The 17,983-nt window shown below is 62.0% G+C and carries 17 protein-coding genes; 11 read left to right on the forward strand and 6 right to left on the reverse strand.

Features of this window, described 5'->3' with window-relative positions; genetic code table 11:
• The 4 genes from EOA13_RS34275 to EOA13_RS34290 form a co-directional block, all read left to right on the forward strand.
• Positions 1-884: FGGY-family carbohydrate kinase (locus EOA13_RS34275; RefSeq protein WP_245490567.1), on the forward strand; the 884-nt coding region annotated here is incomplete at its 5' end.
• Positions 885-1,087: 203 nt separating this feature from the next.
• Positions 1,088-2,104 carry a substrate-binding domain-containing protein gene (locus EOA13_RS34280; protein ID WP_245486286.1) on the forward strand — a complete coding sequence of 339 codons (1,017 nt, stop codon included), beginning with the start codon at positions 1,088-1,090 and terminating at the stop codon, positions 2,102-2,104.
• A gap of 127 nt (positions 2,105-2,231) precedes the next feature.
• Positions 2,232-3,218: an ABC transporter permease gene (locus EOA13_RS34285; protein WP_127297655.1), complete on the forward strand. Its 987-nt coding sequence runs from the start codon at positions 2,232-2,234 to the stop codon at positions 3,216-3,218.
• Positions 3,218-4,039, forward strand: coding sequence for an ATP-binding cassette domain-containing protein (locus EOA13_RS34290; protein WP_127297656.1), 822 nt, complete (start codon positions 3,218-3,220; stop codon positions 4,037-4,039). Before EOA13_RS34285 ends, EOA13_RS34290 begins: the two co-directional genes overlap by 1 nt.
• 118 nt (positions 4,040-4,157) lie before the next feature.
• Here the strand turns inward: EOA13_RS34290 and EOA13_RS34295 are convergent, their stop codons facing one another.
• The 6 genes from EOA13_RS34295 to EOA13_RS34320 all read right to left on the reverse strand — a co-directional run bounded on the left by EOA13_RS34295 (position 4,158) and on the right by EOA13_RS34320 (position 10,298).
• Positions 4,158-4,886 carry an SDR family oxidoreductase gene (locus tag EOA13_RS34295; RefSeq protein ID WP_127297657.1) on the reverse strand — a complete coding sequence of 243 codons (729 nt, stop codon included), beginning with the start codon at positions 4,884-4,886 and terminating at the stop codon, positions 4,158-4,160.
• Between the two features lie 33 nt (positions 4,887-4,919).
• Positions 4,920-6,023 carry a sn-glycerol-3-phosphate ABC transporter ATP-binding protein UgpC gene (ugpC, locus tag EOA13_RS34300; protein WP_127297658.1) on the reverse strand — a complete coding sequence of 368 codons (1,104 nt, stop codon included), beginning with the start codon at positions 6,021-6,023 and terminating at the stop codon, positions 4,920-4,922.
• A gap of 4 nt (positions 6,024-6,027) precedes the next feature.
• Positions 6,028-6,864, reverse strand: a complete 837-nt coding sequence (locus tag EOA13_RS34305; RefSeq protein ID WP_245486282.1) for a carbohydrate ABC transporter permease — start codon at positions 6,862-6,864, stop codon at positions 6,028-6,030.
• Complete coding sequence (locus tag EOA13_RS34310; RefSeq protein ID WP_127297659.1) at positions 6,861-7,802, reverse strand: sugar ABC transporter permease; 942 nt, start codon at positions 7,800-7,802, stop codon at positions 6,861-6,863. Before EOA13_RS34310 ends, EOA13_RS34305 begins: the two co-directional genes overlap by 4 nt.
• 65 nt (positions 7,803-7,867) lie before the next feature.
• Positions 7,868-9,154, reverse strand: coding sequence for an extracellular solute-binding protein (locus EOA13_RS34315; RefSeq protein WP_127297660.1), 1,287 nt, complete (start codon positions 9,152-9,154; stop codon positions 7,868-7,870).
• A gap of 127 nt (positions 9,155-9,281) precedes the next feature.
• Positions 9,282-10,298, reverse strand: a complete 1,017-nt coding sequence (locus EOA13_RS34320) for a hypothetical protein (RefSeq protein WP_127297661.1) — start codon at positions 10,296-10,298, stop codon at positions 9,282-9,284.
• A 257-nt stretch (positions 10,299-10,555) separates the two neighbouring features.
• Between EOA13_RS34320 and EOA13_RS34325 the strand changes: the two genes are divergently transcribed.
• From EOA13_RS34325 to EOA13_RS34355, 7 genes are all read left to right on the forward strand, one after another.
• Positions 10,556-11,965, forward strand: a complete 1,410-nt coding sequence (locus EOA13_RS34325; protein WP_245490568.1) for an ADP-dependent glucokinase/phosphofructokinase — start codon at positions 10,556-10,558, stop codon at positions 11,963-11,965.
• A gap of 12 nt (positions 11,966-11,977) precedes the next feature.
• A complete protein-coding gene (locus tag EOA13_RS34330) occupies positions 11,978-12,751 on the forward strand; it encodes an SDR family oxidoreductase (RefSeq protein ID WP_127297662.1) in 774 nt (257 codons plus the stop codon).
• 51 nt (positions 12,752-12,802) lie between these two features.
• Entirely contained in the window at positions 12,803-13,636 is an 834-nt protein-coding gene (locus EOA13_RS34335) for a DeoR/GlpR family DNA-binding transcription regulator (protein ID WP_127297663.1), read from the forward strand.
• Positions 13,637-14,262: 626 nt separating this feature from the next.
• Entirely contained in the window at positions 14,263-15,141 is an 879-nt protein-coding gene (locus EOA13_RS34340) for an ABC transporter permease (protein WP_127297664.1), read from the forward strand.
• Positions 15,138-15,977: an ABC transporter permease gene (locus EOA13_RS34345; protein ID WP_127297665.1), complete on the forward strand. Its 840-nt coding sequence runs from the start codon at positions 15,138-15,140 to the stop codon at positions 15,975-15,977. The genes EOA13_RS34340 and EOA13_RS34345 overlap by 4 nt, the downstream gene beginning before the upstream one ends.
• Entirely contained in the window at positions 15,974-17,119 is a 1,146-nt protein-coding gene (locus EOA13_RS34350; protein ID WP_245486278.1) for an ABC transporter substrate-binding protein, read from the forward strand. Before EOA13_RS34345 ends, EOA13_RS34350 begins: the two co-directional genes overlap by 4 nt.
• A gap of 4 nt (positions 17,120-17,123) precedes the next feature.
• Positions 17,124-17,983, forward strand: an 860-nt coding sequence (locus EOA13_RS34355; RefSeq protein ID WP_164780520.1) for an ABC transporter ATP-binding protein, incomplete at its 3' end; no start/stop codon positions are given.

The following is a 17,983-nucleotide window of genomic DNA, read 5'->3' on the forward strand; positions in this document are numbered from 1 at the left end:
GGATCAGCGGCCGCGCGATCGTCGCGGTGGCGGTCATCGATTCGCACGTCGTGCTGCCGGCGGTCGGGGCCGTGTCGTCCGGCTGTCTCGTCGGTGCGCTCGGGACGTCTGCGGTCTATCTCTTTTTGAACGAACAGTTCCGTCCTTTACCCCCCGGCATCGAAGGTGTGGCCAAGGATGGATCGGTTCGCGATCTCTGGTGCTACGAGGCCGGGCAGGCTGGGTTTGGCGACACGCTCGCCTGGTTCGTGAAGGCCTTTCCGCGTGGTGCGGACGAGGCGGAAAGTTTCCGTATCTACAACCGCGAGGCAGCCGGGCTCGAACCCGGCGCCAACCATCTCGTGGCGCTCGACTGGTGGAACGGCAACCGCGTGCCGCTCGCGGATTCAGACCTCAGCGGCCTGCTTCTCGGTCTCACGACCGAAACCACGGGCGTCGGCATCTACCGCGCACTGATCGAGTCGCTATGTTTTGGCGCTCGCACGGTGGTCGACCTCTTCGAGGCCGGCGATTTTGGCATCAACCGCATCATCCTGACGAGCGGGCTGGCCCAGAACAATCCATTGCTGGTCCAGATCATGGCCGACGTGCTGGGGCGCGTCGTGGAGGTTCCAAGCATTGCCCATGCAACGGCCGTCGGCGCGGCGGTCCATGGCGCGGTCGCGGCGGAACTGGTGAATGGCTTCGCCGAAGGCACAGCCCGGTTCGGCGCGCGCACCTTCACGCCCTATCACCCGCGCCGCGAAAATGCGGCCGCCTACCGGTCCCTTTACGAGAATTATCGGCAGCTCAGCGACAGCCGGACCGTACGCAACGCCATGCATGATCTAAACAGGGCGGCGTCGCTCTTCCGGTCGGAGGAAGAAACGAAATCGGTGGCCTGAACAAGCGGATTGCCAGCCTCGGCGATCTCCGCTGCGGGCTGCCACACCCTTGTCGTGCGGAGCACGTCTAAGGCACGATTTATATCTATAATTATGTATAAAAACATACATAAGTATAGATATAATGTTTGACTGTATGCAAAACATATGCGTAACTCGGCGAGCCTTTTGAGGAGAAAGGTTCAACAACTCGGGAGGAATTCATGTCCACTTTGCCTATGTCGACCGGCACCAACTCCGGCGCCATCGTGAAATCAACCGTTACGGCCCTGATGTTCTTGGGGACCGCTTTTGCAGCGACCGGTCGAGCCTCGGCCGAGGAAGTCATTGTCGGCCTCGTCACCAAGACGGAGGTCAATCCGTTCTTCGTAAAAATGCGTCAGGCCGCCGAAGCCGAGGCCAAGGCCAAGGGCGTCAAGCTGATCGCCCGTGCCGGCAAGTTCGATGGCGACAATGAAGGCCAGGTCACCGCGATCGAGGATCTGATCAGCGCCGGCGCCAAAGGCATACTGGTAACCCCGAACAACTCGAGTGGCATGCTGGGTATCATCAAGAAGGCACGTGATGCAGGGGTGCTGGTGATCGCTCTGGATACGGCGACCGATCCCGCCGACGCCGTCGACGCGACGTTTGCCACGGACAATTTCGAGGCCGGCGTGCAGCAGGGCGCCTATGCCCGCAAGGCGCTCGGCGACAAGAAGCCGGTGCTGGCGATGCTCGATGGAACGCCTGGGGGCACGGTCGATGCGTTCCGGCACAATGGATATCTGAAGGGCTTCGGGCTTGCCGAAGGCGATCCGGCCATTGCCGGCTCGGCCATCACCAATGGCGCGCAGGACAAGGGCCAGGTCGGCATGGAAAACCTGCTCTCCAAGAACGGCGAGATCAATGCGGTCTACACCATCAACGAGCCAGCCGCCGCCGGCGGCTATGCGGCGTTGAAATCCTTCGGCAAGGAAGCCGATGTCATGCTGACCTCGATCGACGGCGGCTGCGCCGGTGTTCGCGACGTCAAGGCCGGCAAGATCGCCGCGACGGTCATGCAGTTCCCCTACAAGATGGCGGCCATGGGCGTCGACGCGGTCGTCGACTATGCCGCCAGCGGCAAGAAGCCGAGCGGCTTCGTTAACACGGGTTCGTTCCTGATCACCGACAAGCCGGTCGAAGGGATAGACTCCAAGGATACCGAATGGGGCCTCAAGAACTGTTGGGGCGACTGATTTCTGTATCCTCCCCGGCGGGACCATGCTGGACAGGCCGTCGACAAGGCGGTGATCTGTATCGGCATGGTCCCGATCGTTCCGGCACCTGAGGTCGGGAGATGTGGCGACCGTTCCAGAGGGCACTATGAATTCGGCATCGGCACTCCCTTTCGGCAGGACGTCGAGCATTGCCAAGAAGGTCATCGGCACGCCATCGGTGGGGCCGTTGCTGGTACTGCTCGCTTTCGGCGTGATCTTTTCGCTGACCAATCCGCGTTTTCTCGCTACGCAAAACCTGTCGATCATTCTCCAGCAGACGGTAATCATCGGCACTTTGGCCATTGGCCAGACCTTGATCATCCTGACCGCCGGCATCGATCTCGCGGTGGGAGCGATATGCGTCCTGGGCACCATCCTGGCCGGAAAGCTGGCGAACAGCGGCTATGATCCGATCGCGGCCATGGCCCTGGCCGTTCTTGCCTGCACAGCGGCGGGTGTCGCGGCGGGAAGCCTGATCAGCGGCCTGCGCCTGCCGCCCTTCATCGTGACCCTTGGCATATTGGGCATCATCACCGCCGCCCTCAGGCTGATTTCGGCGGGCGGGGCCTTTGCGGTCAACGACGACTTTCTCGGCTGGACGGGAAACACCATCCGTCTGAACGGTTTCGTCCTCACCTACGGCGTCATCATCATGCTCCTCCTCTATGGATTTATCTGGTTTCTTCTCAACCAGACGCAATGGGGACGGCATGTCTACGCGGTCGGCAACAATCCGGAAGCCGCCCGGCTTGTCGGCATACCGGTCGGGCGGCTTCTGCTTTCGGTCTACGTCCTTGCGGCGTTTATCTATGGGATCGCGGCCTGGCTGGCGCTGGGCCGAATCCCCAATGCCGACCCCAACGCGTTGCAGACTGCCAATCTCGATTCCATCACCGCCGTCGTCATCGGCGGCACCAGCCTGTTCGGTGGCAGGGGCGGATTGATTGGCACACTGATAGGCGCGCTGATCGTCGGCGTCCTGCGCAACGGGCTGACGCTCGCGGGCATTGATCCGCTCTGGCAGGATCTGATCACAGGCATTCTGGTGATCGTGGCGGTCGCGCTCGATCAGCTGACGAGGGGGAGGCGGTGATGGCGCCTGTCGAGCCGAGAGCGCCAGTCGTGACCACCCCAGGTGGCGTCGTCCTCGAAGCCCGCAATTTGGTCAAACGCTACGGCCACGTCACCGCTCTCGACGGTGTCGATTTCGAACTGCGCTCCGGTGAAATCCTGGCGGTGGTCGGCGACAACGGCGCTGGAAAGAGTTCGCTGATCAAGGCGCTGACCGGCGCGCTCATCCCCGACGGTGGCGACATCCTGCTGGACGGCCAACCCGTCCACTTCAAGGGTCCGCTGGACGCACGCAAGCTAGGCATCGAGACGGTTTACCAGGATCTCGCCGTTGCGGCCGCGCTCGACATCGCCAGCAATCTGTTTCTCGGCCGGGAACGCCGCCGCCCCGGCTTCCTCGGCAATGTGCTGCGCATGCTCGACAAGAAGGGTATGCGCGCGGAGGCGGAGCGCAGCATGGCGGACCTGAAATTCCACCTGCCGTCGATCGGCAGCGCGGTCGAATCGTTGTCAGGCGGCCAGCGTCAGGGCGTCGCGGTCGCCAGAGCGGCATTGTTCGCCAAGAAGCTGGCGATCATGGATGAGCCGACGGCGGCACTTGGCGTGCGCGAAACTGGCCAGGTTCTCGACCTGATCCGGGCGATCCGCCAGCGCGGATTGCCGGTGGTCCTGATCAGCCACAACATGCCGAACGTCTTCGAAATCGCCGACCGCATCCACATCATGCGCCTGGGCAAACGTGCGGCCGTGGTCAGTCCGAAAACCCACACCATGGGCGATGTGGTCGCCATCATGACCGGCGCGGCGAAGTTCGAAGAACCGGCAGCATCAGCTTTTCGCTAACGCGTGTCGCCGAAGTGTGCTCGGTCTTGGGAGAACGACATTTATAAACAAAGACCTCTAAAGCGGGTCGCCTGATCCGTTCAGACGCGACACGCTTTTAGGACCGCTGTCATAGGCCTCATCGGCAGGTGTAACCGCCGTCGATGGGAAGGTGAATGCCGGTAATCATCGAAGCGGTGTCGCTGAGCAGGAACACTATCGGCCCGGCGACTTCATCCTCAGTCGCCCAGCGACCGAGCGGCATCTGTTTCAGAAATGGCTCGGCGACATGCGGCTGGCTCCAGTGACCCGATGAGATCGGCGTCATCACCACGGTCGGGTTCACGCTGTTGACGCGGATGTTGTATTTGCCCAGCTCCAGGGCCGAACAGCGCGTGATGTTTTCGAGTGCCGCCTTGGAGGAGCCGTAGGAAATGTGCCCGTCGAGCGCGACCAGCGCCGCCTGGCTGGAGACGTTGACGATCGCGCCGCCCTTGCCGATTGCCACCATCTGCCGCGTCGCGTATTTGGTGACCAGCAGCGCGCCGCGCGCATTGATGGTGATCACCTTGTCGAAGATGGCGATGTCGGTGTCCATCGGCGTCGCGATCTCGCCGCCGAAACCGCCGCAATTGACGACGCCCCAGAGGTCGAGCCCTTCGAGCGCGTCGCGGACCTCGTCCTCGGAGGCGAGGTCGAAAGTTACGGTGCGGCAGCCCGTCTCGCTGGCGATGGCGTCGAGCGCCTCTTGCGAGCGCCCGGCTGCGATCACATTGGCGTTGGCCCGCACCAGATGCCGCACAGTGGTGCCGCCAATGCCGCCGCTGCCGCCCGTCACCAGAATATTTCGTCCCTGAAAATCCGTCATGGTTCCCTCTTCGTGATGTTCTTCGAGTTGGTGTCAGGCGGGCTCGGTGGCCGCCACATCGAAAATTCGTTGACCGGCCTTGTTGAAGAGGTGGCAGGCGCGGGGCGGCAAGGAGATCGCGATGCGATCCCCCGTGCGCGCCATGCGGCCGCCGCTATCGCGGATGACCAGGTTCTCCTCGCCTTCGCGCGCATGAATGAAGGTGTCGCTGCCCAACAGTTCGACCACGCTCGCCTTCACGACGAACGCATCGGCCTGCCCCTCGGTGGACAGCACGATGTGTTCAGGCCGAATCCCGACAGTCACTTCGACGCCCGCCCGCAGTGCCTTCGAAACCGGCATGGTGAGTGAAAGCCCGATGTCCAGGCTGACCGTCGCCTGGTTGCCTTCAACCTTTTCGACACAGCCCTTCAGGAAATTCATCGCCGGCGAACCGATGAAGCCGGCAACGAACGAATTGGCGGGTCGGTGATAGAGATCGAGCGGTGTGCCGACCTGCTCGATGCGCCCGCCGTTCATCACCACGATACGGTCGGCAAGCGTCATGGCTTCTACCTGGTCGTGCGTGACATAGACCATGGTCGACGCCAGCTCGGCCTTCAGCCGCGCGATCTCCAGGCGCATGCCGACACGTAGCGCGGCGTCGAGATTGGAGAGCGGCTCGTCAAGTAGAAAGAGTTTCGGCTTGCGGGTCATGGCGCGGCCGATCGCGACGCGCTGGCGCTGCCCGCCGGAAAGCTCTCGCGGCTTGCGCTTCAGGTATGAGCCCAGCCGCAGTTTTTCGGCAGCACGGCTGACACGTTCGACGATCTCGGCGGCGGGCGTTCGAGCAATCTTCAAGCCGAAGCCGATGTTGCGGTCGACATCCATATGCGGATAAAGCGCATAGGACTGGAACACCATGGCCACGCCTCGTTCCGGTGGCTCGGCACCACTCATGTCGACGCCATCGACCAGGATGCGGCCGGAGCTGATAGGTTCGAGCCCGGCGATGATCCGAAGCAGTGTGGACTTGCCGCAGCCCGACGGTCCGACCAGCACGCAGAACTCGCCGTCCTCGATGGTCAGCGACAATTCCGGGATGACCGTGGTGTGGCCGAAGGCCTTGGTGACCTTGTCGATCAAAAGCGTCGCCATAGGCCTAGCCTTTCACCGCGCCGGCCAGCAGGCCGCGCACGAAGGCGCGCTGCACCAGCACATAGAGGAGGATGAGGGGAAGCGCGATCAGCGTCAGGATGGCGAAGAGCGCACCGGGGTTGGCCATGTAGAGGCCGGAATACTGCATCGGCACGATGGTGAGCGTCTTCATCTCGCTCCTGGTCAGCACGATGAGGGCAAGGAAGAATTCGTTCCAGGTGACGATGAACTGCCAGATGGTGACGAAGACCAGTGCCGGCCGCACCAATGGAAGGGCGACGTGCCAGTAGGTCTGCCAGGCGTTGCAGCCGTCAACGCGCGCCGCCTCGAATAGCTCGCGCGGCGCGTCTTCCATGAAGGCCTTGAGGATGACCATGGCGAACGGCACGCCGAGCGCCGCATAGGGCAGGATGAGGCCGATATAGGTGTTCACCCAGCCGAAGTTCTGGAGCAGGATGGCGAGCGGCAGCACCATCGAGGCGAGCGGCACCATCAGCGTCGTCAAAAGGATGGTGTAGAGCAGCATCGAGCCCTTCAACCGCAGGATGGCGCAGGCGAAGGCAAACAGCGACGAGACCGCCACCACGATCATCACCGTCGCGACGGTGATGATCAGGCTGTTGAGAAAAATGCCACCCAGCGGATTGTCGCGGATCACGGTGACGAAATTGTCGAAGGTCACCGGCCAGGTGAACAGTTCGGCGTCGAAGGCCTGCGCCGGGGTGCGCAGCCCGATCGACAGCATGTAGATCTGCGGGACCATCCAGAAGCCGAGCACGATGAAGAGGACGGCGTGGATGACCACGCCACGGATGCGGCTGCGGGCGAGCGGCGCCATCATGGCCCCTCCTTCCCCGCTGGCGACAGACGGGCGCCGAGCACCGCGATCTGGATCAGCGACAGCGCGAGCGCGATGACCAATACGATGACCGAAAGCGCCGCGCCGCTTCCGGTGTCGCCCAGCACGAAGCTTTGCTTGAAGATGAAGGTGCCGAACACCTCGCTTGCCCGGTTCGGACCGCCGCCGGTCATCAGATGCACGATCGGGAAGGTCTGCAGCGTGCCGATGACACCCAGAAGCAGCAGCGATTTCGTCGCCGGCGCCAGCATCGGCACAATAATATGCACGGCAAGCCGCCAGCCCTTGGCACCGTCGATGCGGGCGGCATCAAGCACTTCGCTGGGCAGGTTGGCGATGCCGGCGATGTACATCAGCATCGAAAAGCCGGTCCATTGCCAGATGTTGACGATGATCAGTGCGTAGATCGCGGTCTTCGGGTCGCCGATCGGCGATGTCATCATGACGATGCCTACATGCTTCAGATATTCCTGGGCGATGCCGTAATAGGGCGCGTAGATCTGTACCCACACCAGGCTGATGACCGAAACCGAAGTCACCACGGGCAGGAAGAACATGGTGCGGAAGAAGCCGCGCAGCGCATGCGTATGCCGCTCGATGAAATAGGCGAGCAGCCCGCCGATCAGCATCTGCACCGGTATGGTGATGACGCCCCACAGAAACATGTTGCGCACCACCGTCCAGAAGGTCGGATCGCTGAGAACGCTCGTGTAGTTGGCAAGCCCGGCAAACACCGCTCCGCCATCCGTCCTGCTGGAGTAGAAGCTTTGCTCGGCAACCCACAGAATTGGATAGGCGACGAAGACGACAAACAGCAGCGTTGCCGGCAAGGCGAATAGATAGAGCGTCGAAGCTCTGGATCCCGATCGCCGTTTCACCGGCGCGACGGCGGCCCCGGCTCGCATGGCCTCTGCGCTCATGATGCTCGCCATCTTATACTGAAAAAGGACCGGGCGCGTCTCCGCGCCCGGCAGTTGGTCGTGGGCTACTTCGCCGCGAGAGCTTTCTCGGTCGCCGCCTGAACGGTGGCGAGTGCTGCTTCCGGCTCGATGCTGCCGGCCGCGACACCGGCAAGGGCATTGTCGAGCGCTTCTGCGACCGCCGGCGAGGCAAAGCGCTGGTTTTCCGCCTTGGGCAGATCAGCCATGAAGCGGGCCGAAATCTCCTTCACATGATCGGTAATGTCGCCCTTCGGGGAATTGCCCTCGAAGGCGGGAAGGTCGTTGAGGTCGTTCAACGCCTCCTGCAGGCCGACGCCGTTGGTGAGTTCGGCAAGGAAGGTCCAGGCTTCGGGGTTTTTGCCACCGTTCTTGGTCAGGCCGTAGCCGATGTCGATACCGCCGACAGGCGGGCTGGCGGAATTGCCATCCTTGACGGGGGGCATATAGAAGAAATCGAAGCCGTCCATGTTCTGCACATACTCCGAAAGCGGCGGCGGGAACTTGCTTTCCTGCATCCACCAGGAACCGAGCGCCATCATGCCGACCTTGCCTTGTGCAAAGAGCTGAGCGCCGGTCGGATAGGCGTGCGCCCCGAGCGCCCCCTGCTGGAAGATGCCGTCGTCGAAGAGACCCTTCCAGGCCTTCATGGCCGCGACGAGTTCCGGCGCCGTCCAGAGCGTTTCGCCGGCTTGGGCCTTGTCGACGATGCCCGGCGAGAACTGGTTGGCGAGCATGAGGAAGACGTTCTCATTCTGCCAGCCGTCGGCCGCGCCCTGGAACATCGGGATATAGCCGTTGTCCGTCAGCGTCTTGGCTGCCGCCTTCAGATCGGCATAGGTCTTCGGGGGCGAAAGATTGAGCTTCTCAAAGATCTTGCGGTTGTACCAGATGCACAGTACCTGCGATTCCTGCGGGATGATGTAATAATTCTCATCGCCCTTCGGATTGCCCATCAACATCTGCTTGCGGTTGACGGGGAAGACCTTCTCCGCCCACTTGTCGCCCCACTGCTTGGCGGCGCGTTCGTTCACGGCTTCGAGATTTTCGCGATACTGCTGCGTGAGCGAACCCGGCTGCAGCCCGATCACGTCAGGCAGGCTCCCGGAGGCCGCCGCCGCCTTCAGGGCGGTGATGTATTCGGGCGAGTAGTTGTAGTAGGTGTACTTGACTTTGACGTCCGGATGGACCTTTTCGAAGGCAGCGATCGACTTGTCCATCGTGCTCTGGATGAACCAGGACCAGACTGTAACCTCTTTCTGTTCGGCATTCGCCGAAGCAGCAGCAAGAGCGGCGCCGACGATCGTCGTCGCAAGAAACAGCAGTTTCCTCATTTTATTCCTCCCTTTTTCTCCCACGTGGTGCGCGTCGCGAGCCTCCTCACTCGCGGGCGCAGTGACCCATCGGGTCACGTTCTAAACTGAGCGATGGATATTTCTCCACCGCTCACCAGTTCCGGTGTCAGGCAGCCTTGGCGGCCGCGACCGTCAGCACGTCTTCCGTGATCACCCGATCGTCCGCGAGCGAGCGGGTCGGCGTCAGCCCAAGCTTCTGCAAGTCTCCATGGTAGGCGCGCACCGCCTCTTCCGGGCCCACCGTGCCGTCAGCAACCGCCCGCATTAAGACGATGAGGTGAAGCGGCGCCTCGGCGAGGTTGATCTTGCGGCCGAAGAGCGCCAGACGAGCGCCATAGCGCTCCGACTGGGCCACGAGCTCGAACGTGTCGCGCGTGGTGCCGGCACCGCCGCCGAGCACGCCGACGATCAGCTCGGAGTCGAAACTGGCGAGCTCCTCAAGCGCTTTCGGGCCGTTGTAGGGCGTCTTCAGGAAAAGCGGACGTTCGGCCTGCGGCACGCTCGCCAGCGACTTGATGATGTGGTCGTTGACGAATTCGCCGATCTGCTCGCGGTCGAGCCCGATGTCAACGCTCGGATTGAAGACCTCGTAGAAGTATTTGAAATTGGTCCGGGCCGCCTCGGCGCGGAAGGCGGCAAATTCATTCAGCGTGCGGATGTCGAGTTCGACATCGTTGCTGAAGGAAACCGAATAGAGGGCAAGGTCGGTACCGCGCTTCGGATAGCTGGCAATTGCGCGCAAGAGATTGGTATCACGGAAGGGCACTGACGGCTGCTGCGTATAGGTGCCGTGGCGCACGGCGCCCCAGCACATCGTTTCCAGATTGCCGCGGATCGCGGGCTTCATCTCGCTGCCGAAGAAGGCGCCGCGCTCGTCGAGAAGATCAAGGTTGGATTGCGACACCAGCATCAGGTCGACGATGTCCTGTTTGATGATCTCCTCGATCTGGGCGATGAATTCCTGGCGGCTGCGGCGGCGCGGCGGCTTGACCGAATAGTCGAAGCCCGTAGCGGTCACGCCGGCGCCGACATCGCTGTCCTTGGCATCAGCAATGACGAAATCAGTCGGTTTGTAGCGGCCTGCGCGGATGTTCGCCAGCTTCCTGTCGAGTCTCGTAAGCATAGGTGTTCCTCGGTAGAGATGTTGTAAGGCCTTGCTGTCGGCGCTCTTGCTTCGCCGCTCCAGGCTAGGCTTCATATGCGGATATTTCTCATAATCTGTCAATAGCTGTCTAAATCTTTCTAAGTTCGTGCTGAAGCAGGCTCGCTTTTCAGCGTTCGCTGCGGATTCGCTTTGATGCCGAGAGGCGTTGTTGCAGTATCCATTTGTTTACAAACAGAAAAATTTGATACACGTGATATTTGAAGCAATTTGATCACTTGCAGAAAAATTTCTTGCTGCGCTGCGCAAAGGCAAGGCTCGTGACGGCTCATCTGCCCAATTCAGGCGCGGACGGCAAAAATCGCATTGACGATTTGGAAGATAATGATAGCAATTGGCAGCGTCGGGTGAGGAGGATCGCGGCCTTGAGTGATGGTTTCGCCACGTCGTGCGCAGAACGCTATTCCGCCCTGATCGATCCACGGACCGGTCCGCTCGGCGCGGACGCCCTTTCGTCGGCGGGCCTTTTCTTGTGCGGCATCAGCGCGTGCGTCGACGCGCTGGTCGAGATGCACGACATCCAGCCGCTTCTGGACGCGCCCGCCGATACGCCCGCGGCGCAACTTGCCAACCTCCTTCTATCCCGTGCGGCCCGCGGTGTGGGCGGCGAGGTACGGTTCGACTGGCCGGAAGGCCCGGCATGGCTGCGCGAGCGGCTACGGCCGCGCTATGCCCTGGGCGGAACCGGGCCTCAGGCGGCCTGGGTGCTCGGGCAACTTGGCGTCCGCTCCGTGGTCGCCCTCGAGGATCGCCACGCGGCAATGCTGCGGCAGATACCGGCAGGCGTTCTGCTGGCGGAAAGGGGCAGGCTCAAGACGTCGGATGCGGTGTCGACCGCTGGCCGGCACATCCCCGAAATCTTCATCTTCGAATTCACGGCCGGCCGCGCGATTGGCGCCGTCGTGCCGCCTCGTTCCTCACGGGTCATCATCCGCTTTTGCGACCGCGGCATTCAGCGCGACAAGGATTTCGAGGCCATGTCGCGCCGGTTGGCGGCGTCGGCCGCCGCCGGGCTGCTTTCCGGATTGAACGACGAAGCGGTGGAGAATGTCGGCGCCGCCAGCCGCCACGTCTTCGCGCTCAGCCGCGACTGGAAGGCAGCCGGGCTCCGGACGATCCATTTCGAACTGGCGGGCTATGCGACGCAGCAGGCAATCGAGGAGCTCCTTTCCCACACAAGCGGCTCGATCACCTCACTTGGAATGAGCCATTCCGAACTGCTTGCCATGAACTCGTCTGCCCATCATCCCATGGAGGCGCTCGTGGCCCTCGGCCAGCGTTTCGACCTCGAGCGAGTCTGCGTGCATGCCGATACCTGGGCCGCCGCTGTGACCCTGAACGATCCGATGGAAGAGGAACGTGCGCTGATGGCAGGCTGCGCAATCGCCAGTGCCAGGGCGGCGACTGGAGAACCGGCACGAACCATCGCGATCGCGCCGACGGCCGAGTTCCATCCGCTTCCCTTCGAGACGCCCGTCCGCAAGGGGCGCTGGACCTTCGTTGCCTGCGCATCGCCCTATGTGGAGAAGCCCGCGACGACGCTCGGCCTGGGCGACAGCTTCACGGCCGGCTGCCTGCTCATCCTCGGACGCAACCGCCATGCTGATGCCAGCCTCCAACACGCCTGAAGGACAATCCTCATGTTTCTCGAACGGTTCCGCCTTGATGGCAAGACTGCCTTTATCACCGGCGGTGGCCGTGGCATTGGCCTATCGACAGCCGAAGCGCTTGCCGAGGCCGGCGCGCGGGTCATCATATCGGATATGGATCCGCAGGTGCTGCAGACAGGGCGTGCCGAGCTGAAGCGCAACGGCCACGACGTCGAGGCGGTGCAACTCGACGTGACCGATTCCAAGGCAGTTGCCGCAGCCGCGCGATCCGCCAACGAGCGCCACGGCGCGGTCGATATCCTGATCGCCAATGCCGGGATCGCCTGGCCCGACACCGGCGGGGAGGAGATGAGCGACGAGGTCTGGCTGAAGGTGGTCGACGTCGACCTGAACGGCGCCTATTGGTCCTGCCGGGAGTTCGCAAGGCCCATGCTCCAGCGTGGCCGTGGCTCGATCGTCACGCTCGGTTCCATGTCCGGACTGATCTCGAACAAGCCGCAACGTCAGGTGCACTACAATTCGGCGAAGGCAGCGGTCCACCACATGACACGGTCGCTTGCGGGAGAATGGGCCGAACGCGGCGTCAGGGTAAACTGCGTCGCGCCGACCTATGTCGATACCGTCATGTCGCGTGGCGGCTTCACTGACGACGGGCTGATGCCGGTATGGATGGAGATGACGCCAATGAAGCGCGTTGCGCGCCCCGACGAGATTGCCGCCCCCATCCTTTTCCTCGCCTCGGACGCGGCGAGCGCCATGACCGGTGCGGTCGTGGTTGTGGATTGCGGTTATACCATTTGGTAGGGATTGACTGGTTTGGCCTGAGAATCGGTCGGCCATCAAGCGGGGTGAAGCATGGAGTCTCTGACCAAACGCGTCGATATCGTTCCTGCCAAACGGCAGGCGCTGATCCTGGAGCACCTGCGCGTAAGCGGCGCGGCCAGCATCCAGGAGCTCGCCGACACGATCGGCGGATCGCAATCGACGGTCAGGCGCGATCTCGAACATCTGGTGGAGAAGGGGTATCTCGAGCGCACCCATGGCGGGGCGCACCTGCTGCAGCCCATGCGCGCCACCTTCGAACGCGAGATGACCGTCAATGCGGAGCTGCAGCATGCAGAAAAGGTTGCGATCGGCCGTGAGGCCGCGCAGCGGCTGAGCGCTCGCGATAGTGTCATCTTCGACAGTTCCTCGACTGTCATGGAGGTAGTGCGCGCCGCCGCCGAGCGGGATTTGCCGCTGACCGTGGTGACGAACAGTCTCCAGATTGCCGATTTCGCGGCCGACATCAAATCCTGGCGCATCATCCTGCCCGGCGGCACCGTCCGTCCCGGCTACCGGCACCTCGCTGGCGAGCCGGGCGAGAGCTTCATCAAGACGCTCCATGCCGATCTCTGCATGACAGGTGCTTCGGCCGTGACAGGCACGCTGTTGACGGAAACCTCGCTGGAGGTGGCGTCGCTCAAGCGCGCCATGATTTCGTCCGCCCGCAAGACGATCCTGCTCGTCGACAGTTCGAAGTTCACCGCACCTGGTTTCTGCACGCTTTCGGATATTTCCGAGATCGACGAGGTGATTACCGACGAGGGTATCTCCCAGGATGCACTCTCGTCGTTGCACTCCGCCGATCGAAAAGTGACGGTGGTTAGCGTCAGCACTTCGCCGGCTTCACGGCGGCCCCAATTGTGATGACCCCACGCCAACACGCTAGGTCAATTTGGATGCGCCCGAAGCCGGCAAAGTGAGCGTTGGCTGTCGCGTCGCCGGTCGATTCACCCGGTTGCCCGCGATCCCTAGCCATGCCGTAGGCACCATCCCTGAAGGTCGCGGATACTCTCAAGGCCAGCGAGTGCGACGGGCTTAGGATGATCGAGCGCGGCTATCGCCAATTGCTGCGCGTCCGGCCGGCGTCACCTCTGACGAGTGCCGCCAGTCACATTGTCCACTTACTTGCGTTGTCTCCAAGCCGACGCCTACTCTCAATCCTGAAAAGAATGGCGGCTTCGCGCCCTCATATCGGTCGCTCAGCGAGCCCCGCACGTAACTAAAGCGGACATCCTTCTGTGCATGCTCAGTCCATTCCGATATCCTTGGTTGGTTTGGCGGCCTATAGAATTCAAGCTGCTGCTGGTGGCAAATAATTGATGACAGTTTGGCCACGCCAACGATATCTTTTCGGCATTGGCGTCTACACGTGCATCATCCTTGTAGGATGGAATCTGTCGGCTGGGTGTGGACATCTTCGCCCCGGTGACCCAATCTTGGGCCCAGGGAACAACAAGCGCCGCAGAGACGGCGCCAAAATTCGGGCGCGAATGACCAAGGGATGGACATTGTATGACCCACGGCTGGCATGGATGCTGGTCGCGCCGGTCCTGATGCTGCTGATCTTTTTCCTGGTGCTGCCGATCGCCGTGATGATGATCTACACCTTCTTCACCTTCGTCACGGCCGGCGTCGAGCAGAGCACGCTGACGCTGGCGAACTGGCACGAGTTCCTGACCGACAGCTACTATCACGGCTTCCTGTTCAAGACGCTGAGGGTCGGCGCGATGACCGCGCTCATCTGCGGCGTGCTCGGCTATTTTCCCGCCTACTTTATCTGGGCGACGACCTTCAAGCACAAATGGCTGCTGCTGCTTTTGCTGATCGTGCCGTTCTGGATCAGCTTCACCATCCGCACCTTTTCCTGGATCAACATCCTGGGCGAACAGGGCGTCATCAACGTCGCGCTGCTCAAGCTCGGCTTGATCCATGAACCGCTGCCGATGCTCTACACCGAAGGCGCGGTCATCATGGGTCTGCTGCACTTCCTGCTGCCGTACATGATCCTCAACGTCTATGTCAGCCTCGAAAGCATCGACCGCACACTGATCTCGGCGGCCCGTTCCATGGGCTGCACCAGCGCGCAGGCTTTCCGCGAGGTCACGCTGCCACTGTCGTTGCCCGGCCTCGCCGCCGGCCTGCTCCTCTGCTTCGTGCTGGCGGCCGGCTCCTACGTGACGCCGCAACTCCTCGGCTCCGGCCGTGACGCGCTGTTCGGCAACCTGATCTACGACACTATCATGGGCCAATTGAACTGGCCGATGGGCGCCACCCTTTCCATTGTGCTCTTCGTCGTGCTCGGCTTCTTCGCCGCCCTTTACACCCGCTACATGGGCATGTCCCAGATCGTCAAAGGGTTGGGTGGATGACGGCACGAACCGGCGACAGGGAAGGCAGATGGGCCTGGCGGCTGACCGGCTTCATAACCGTTCTGGTCTATGTTTTCATGTTCGCGCCGATCGTCGCCACGGTGATCCTGTCGTTCAATTCCTCGATGTTCGGCGGCTTCCCGATGACTGGCTTCAGCCTGCAATGGTATGTCAAGCTGATGGGCAACGAGCAGGTGCTTGCCGCCTTCCGCACCTCTTTGTGGATCGCGCTCGTCACCGCCGTCGTCACCACCGCCATCGGGCTGGTGACGGCCTTCGCGCTCGTCCGCTTCGATTTTCGCGGCAAGCAAATGCTGAGCACGCTGGTGATCTTGCCGGCGCTGGTGCCTGAGACGATTCTCGGCGTCGGCCTGCTGGTGCTCATCAAGGCGGTCGACCAGCCGCGTACGCTGCTCATCCTGGTGCTGGGCCACATCCTGTTGGCCGTGCCCTATGTGGTTCTGATCGTCCAGGCGCGCATGGTCGGCGTACGACGCGTCTATGAAGAGGCGGCGCTTTCACTTGGCGCTTCACGTCTTGCCTCCTTCCGTGAGATCACGCTGCCGCTGCTCATTCCCGCGGTGATTGCGGGCGCGCTTCTTGCCTTCACCATTTCCTTCGACAACACCTCGGCCAGTCTGTTCTGGCGGCCGGCCGGCGTCGAGACGATGCCGACGCAGATTCTGTCGATGCTCAAAATATCGATCAGCCCGGAAATCAATGCTCTGGGCACTGTCATGATCCTTTTGACGGTCGGCATACCGCTGATCGGAGGCCTGATCCTGCAAAGCCTTACTCGATTGAAAAAACGCAACGAACCAAGGGAGAACGCATGATGAAACTGTCCAACACCAGACGGCTGGAAAGGCTGCAGGAACGCTACAATAATGGCGACCTGAGCCGCCGTACCTTCCTGACTCTGACGGCTGCGGCCGCGACAACCGCAGGTCTGTCGATGCCGTGGATGGGCCGCGCGCTCGCAGCCGCAACGGAGGTCCGCTTCGACGGTTGGGGCGGCACGGTGCAGGACGCGATCGAAAAGTACGCCTTCCAGCCCTACACCGCCAAGACCGGCATCAAGGTGGTGCAGGGCACGTTCGGCGACGAGAACGAGATCATCACCAAGGTCAAGACGTCGAAGCCGGGCGACTTTCAAGTCGTCCATTCGTCTGGCGTCAACTACTATATCAAATACGTGAACGCCGGGATGACCTCGGAAATCAACGAGGCCAACATTCCCAACATGACGAATGTGCTGCAGCCGATGATCGAGCCGTTCCGCAAGCTGACGCCGAAGCTGTCGGCCGTTCCCTACGATTATGGCACCACCGGCCTGGCCTACAACACCACCGTCATTTCGCCGGAGGAAGCGAAGGAAAAAGGGGCAGGGCTGCTCCTGGACAAGAAGTACGCCGGCAGGATCGGCGGCTATGCCGACATGACCACGCGGGTCTGGTACGCCGCGCTCGCCACCGGCCAGGATCCCAACAAGATCGAGGACATGGACGCCGTCTGGGCCAAGGTGCGTGAGACGCGAGACCTTGCCAAGAAGTTCTGGAGTTCGGGCGCCGAACTGATGGACCTGCTTTCCAAGGGTGAGATCGTGGTGACCGACGCCTGGTCGGGCCGCGTCGCTTCCTTGCAGGATCAAGGCCGTCCGATCGGCTATCTCGACCCGGCCGGCTCCTACGCCTGGATGGAGGACATGCTGATCCTGAAAGGCTCGCCGATGGCCGAATGCGAGGAACTGATCAACTTCATGCTCGATCCGGCAACGTCTATCGCAGTGGCCGAAGGCCAGAGCTATCCGCCGTCGCTCGACCCGACCAAGGTCAAGCTCACCGAGAAGATCGAGAAACTCCCGGCCTTCGATCCGACCGGCTCGATGAAGGCGCTGACCTTCGCCGATCCGAAATATTGGGCGGACAACGAGGACGCCTGGTCCAAGCAGTGGGACCGGATATCGAAGGGCGCCTGACGGAATGGCAACCACTCAGCAAGCACCCCGGCCGGGCTCGGCCGGGGTGTTGTCCCCTGCAGCGGCGGGGCTGGACACCCCCGCGGTTGAATTCCGCGATATCGACATTGCCTATGGGAAGTTCATCGCGGTGCGTAATTTCTCGCTGGCGATCCGCAAGGGCAGCTTTGTTACCCTGCTCGGTCCATCGGGTTGTGGCAAGACGACCATCCTGCGCTCCATCGCTGGGCTGGTCGACATTTCGAGCGGCCAAATTTTGATCGGTGGACGGCGGGTCGATGACATTCCGATCTACAAGCGCAACATTGGTCTCGTATTCCAAAGCTACGCACTTTTCCCGCACAAGAATGTCTTCGACAATGTCGCCTTCGGCTTGAAGTATCGCAATGTGCCGAAGGCCGAGATCACCCGCAAGGTCGGCCAGGCGCTCGATATGGTGCGGCTGCCGGGCAGCGAGAAGAAATTGCCGTCGCAACTCTCAGGCGGGCAGCAGCAGCGCATCGCGCTGGCGCGCGCCATCGTCTTCGAGCCCGAGGTGCTGCTGCTCGACGAACCGCTTTCGGCGCTCGATGCCAACATGCGCGAAGAGATGCGGGTCGAGATCAAGAAGATCCAGCAGGCGACGGGCATCACCGCTATCTTCGTCACCCACGACCAGGAAGAAGCGCTGTCGATGTCCGACCGGATCGTCGTCATGAACGCCGGGTCGATGGAGCAGATCGGCACGCCGCAGGAGGTCTACGAGACCCCGGCCACCGCTTTCGTCGCCGATTTTCTCGGCAAGGCGAACATGCTGGCGGGGACTGTCAGCGCCGCCGACGGCGGCAAGGCGACGGTCACGCTTACAGCTGGTCAATCGGTGGA

Source organism: Mesorhizobium sp. M7A.F.Ca.US.011.01.1.1 (assembly GCF_003998295.1).
Taxonomy (GTDB): domain Bacteria; phylum Pseudomonadota; class Alphaproteobacteria; order Rhizobiales; family Rhizobiaceae; genus Mesorhizobium.

Bases quoted from the DNA above. Each gene is read 5' to 3' on its own strand.
- EOA13_RS34320 (WP_127297661.1), bottom strand. From the start codon at position 10,298: ATGCTTACGAGACTCGACAGGAAGCTGGCGAACATCCGCGCAGGCCGC.
- EOA13_RS34285 (WP_127297655.1), top strand. From the start codon at position 2,232: ATGAATTCGGCATCGGCACTCCCTTTCGGCAGGACGTCGAGCATTGCC.
- EOA13_RS34315 (WP_127297660.1), bottom strand. From the start codon at position 9,154: ATGAGGAAACTGCTGTTTCTTGCGACGACGATCGTCGGCGCCGCTCTT.
- ugpC (WP_127297658.1), bottom strand. From the start codon at position 6,023: ATGGCGACGCTTTTGATCGACAAGGTCACCAAGGCCTTCGGCCACACC.
- EOA13_RS34295 (WP_127297657.1), bottom strand. From the start codon at position 4,886: ATGACGGATTTTCAGGGACGAAATATTCTGGTGACGGGCGGCAGCGGC.
- EOA13_RS34290 (WP_127297656.1), top strand. From the start codon at position 3,218: ATGGCGCCTGTCGAGCCGAGAGCGCCAGTCGTGACCACCCCAGGTGGC.
- EOA13_RS34340 (WP_127297664.1), top strand. From the start codon at position 14,263: ATGACCAAGGGATGGACATTGTATGACCCACGGCTGGCATGGATGCTG.
- EOA13_RS34280 (WP_245486286.1), top strand. From the start codon at position 1,088: ATGTCCACTTTGCCTATGTCGACCGGCACCAACTCCGGCGCCATCGTG.
- EOA13_RS34350 (WP_245486278.1), top strand. From the start codon at position 15,974: ATGATGAAACTGTCCAACACCAGACGGCTGGAAAGGCTGCAGGAACGC.
- EOA13_RS34305 (WP_245486282.1), bottom strand. From the start codon at position 6,864: ATGATGGCGCCGCTCGCCCGCAGCCGCATCCGTGGCGTGGTCATCCAC.
- EOA13_RS34310 (WP_127297659.1), bottom strand. From the start codon at position 7,802: ATGAGCGCAGAGGCCATGCGAGCCGGGGCCGCCGTCGCGCCGGTGAAA.
- EOA13_RS34330 (WP_127297662.1), top strand. From the start codon at position 11,978: ATGTTTCTCGAACGGTTCCGCCTTGATGGCAAGACTGCCTTTATCACC.
- EOA13_RS34345 (WP_127297665.1), top strand. From the start codon at position 15,138: ATGACGGCACGAACCGGCGACAGGGAAGGCAGATGGGCCTGGCGGCTG.
- EOA13_RS34335 (WP_127297663.1), top strand. From the start codon at position 12,803: ATGGAGTCTCTGACCAAACGCGTCGATATCGTTCCTGCCAAACGGCAG.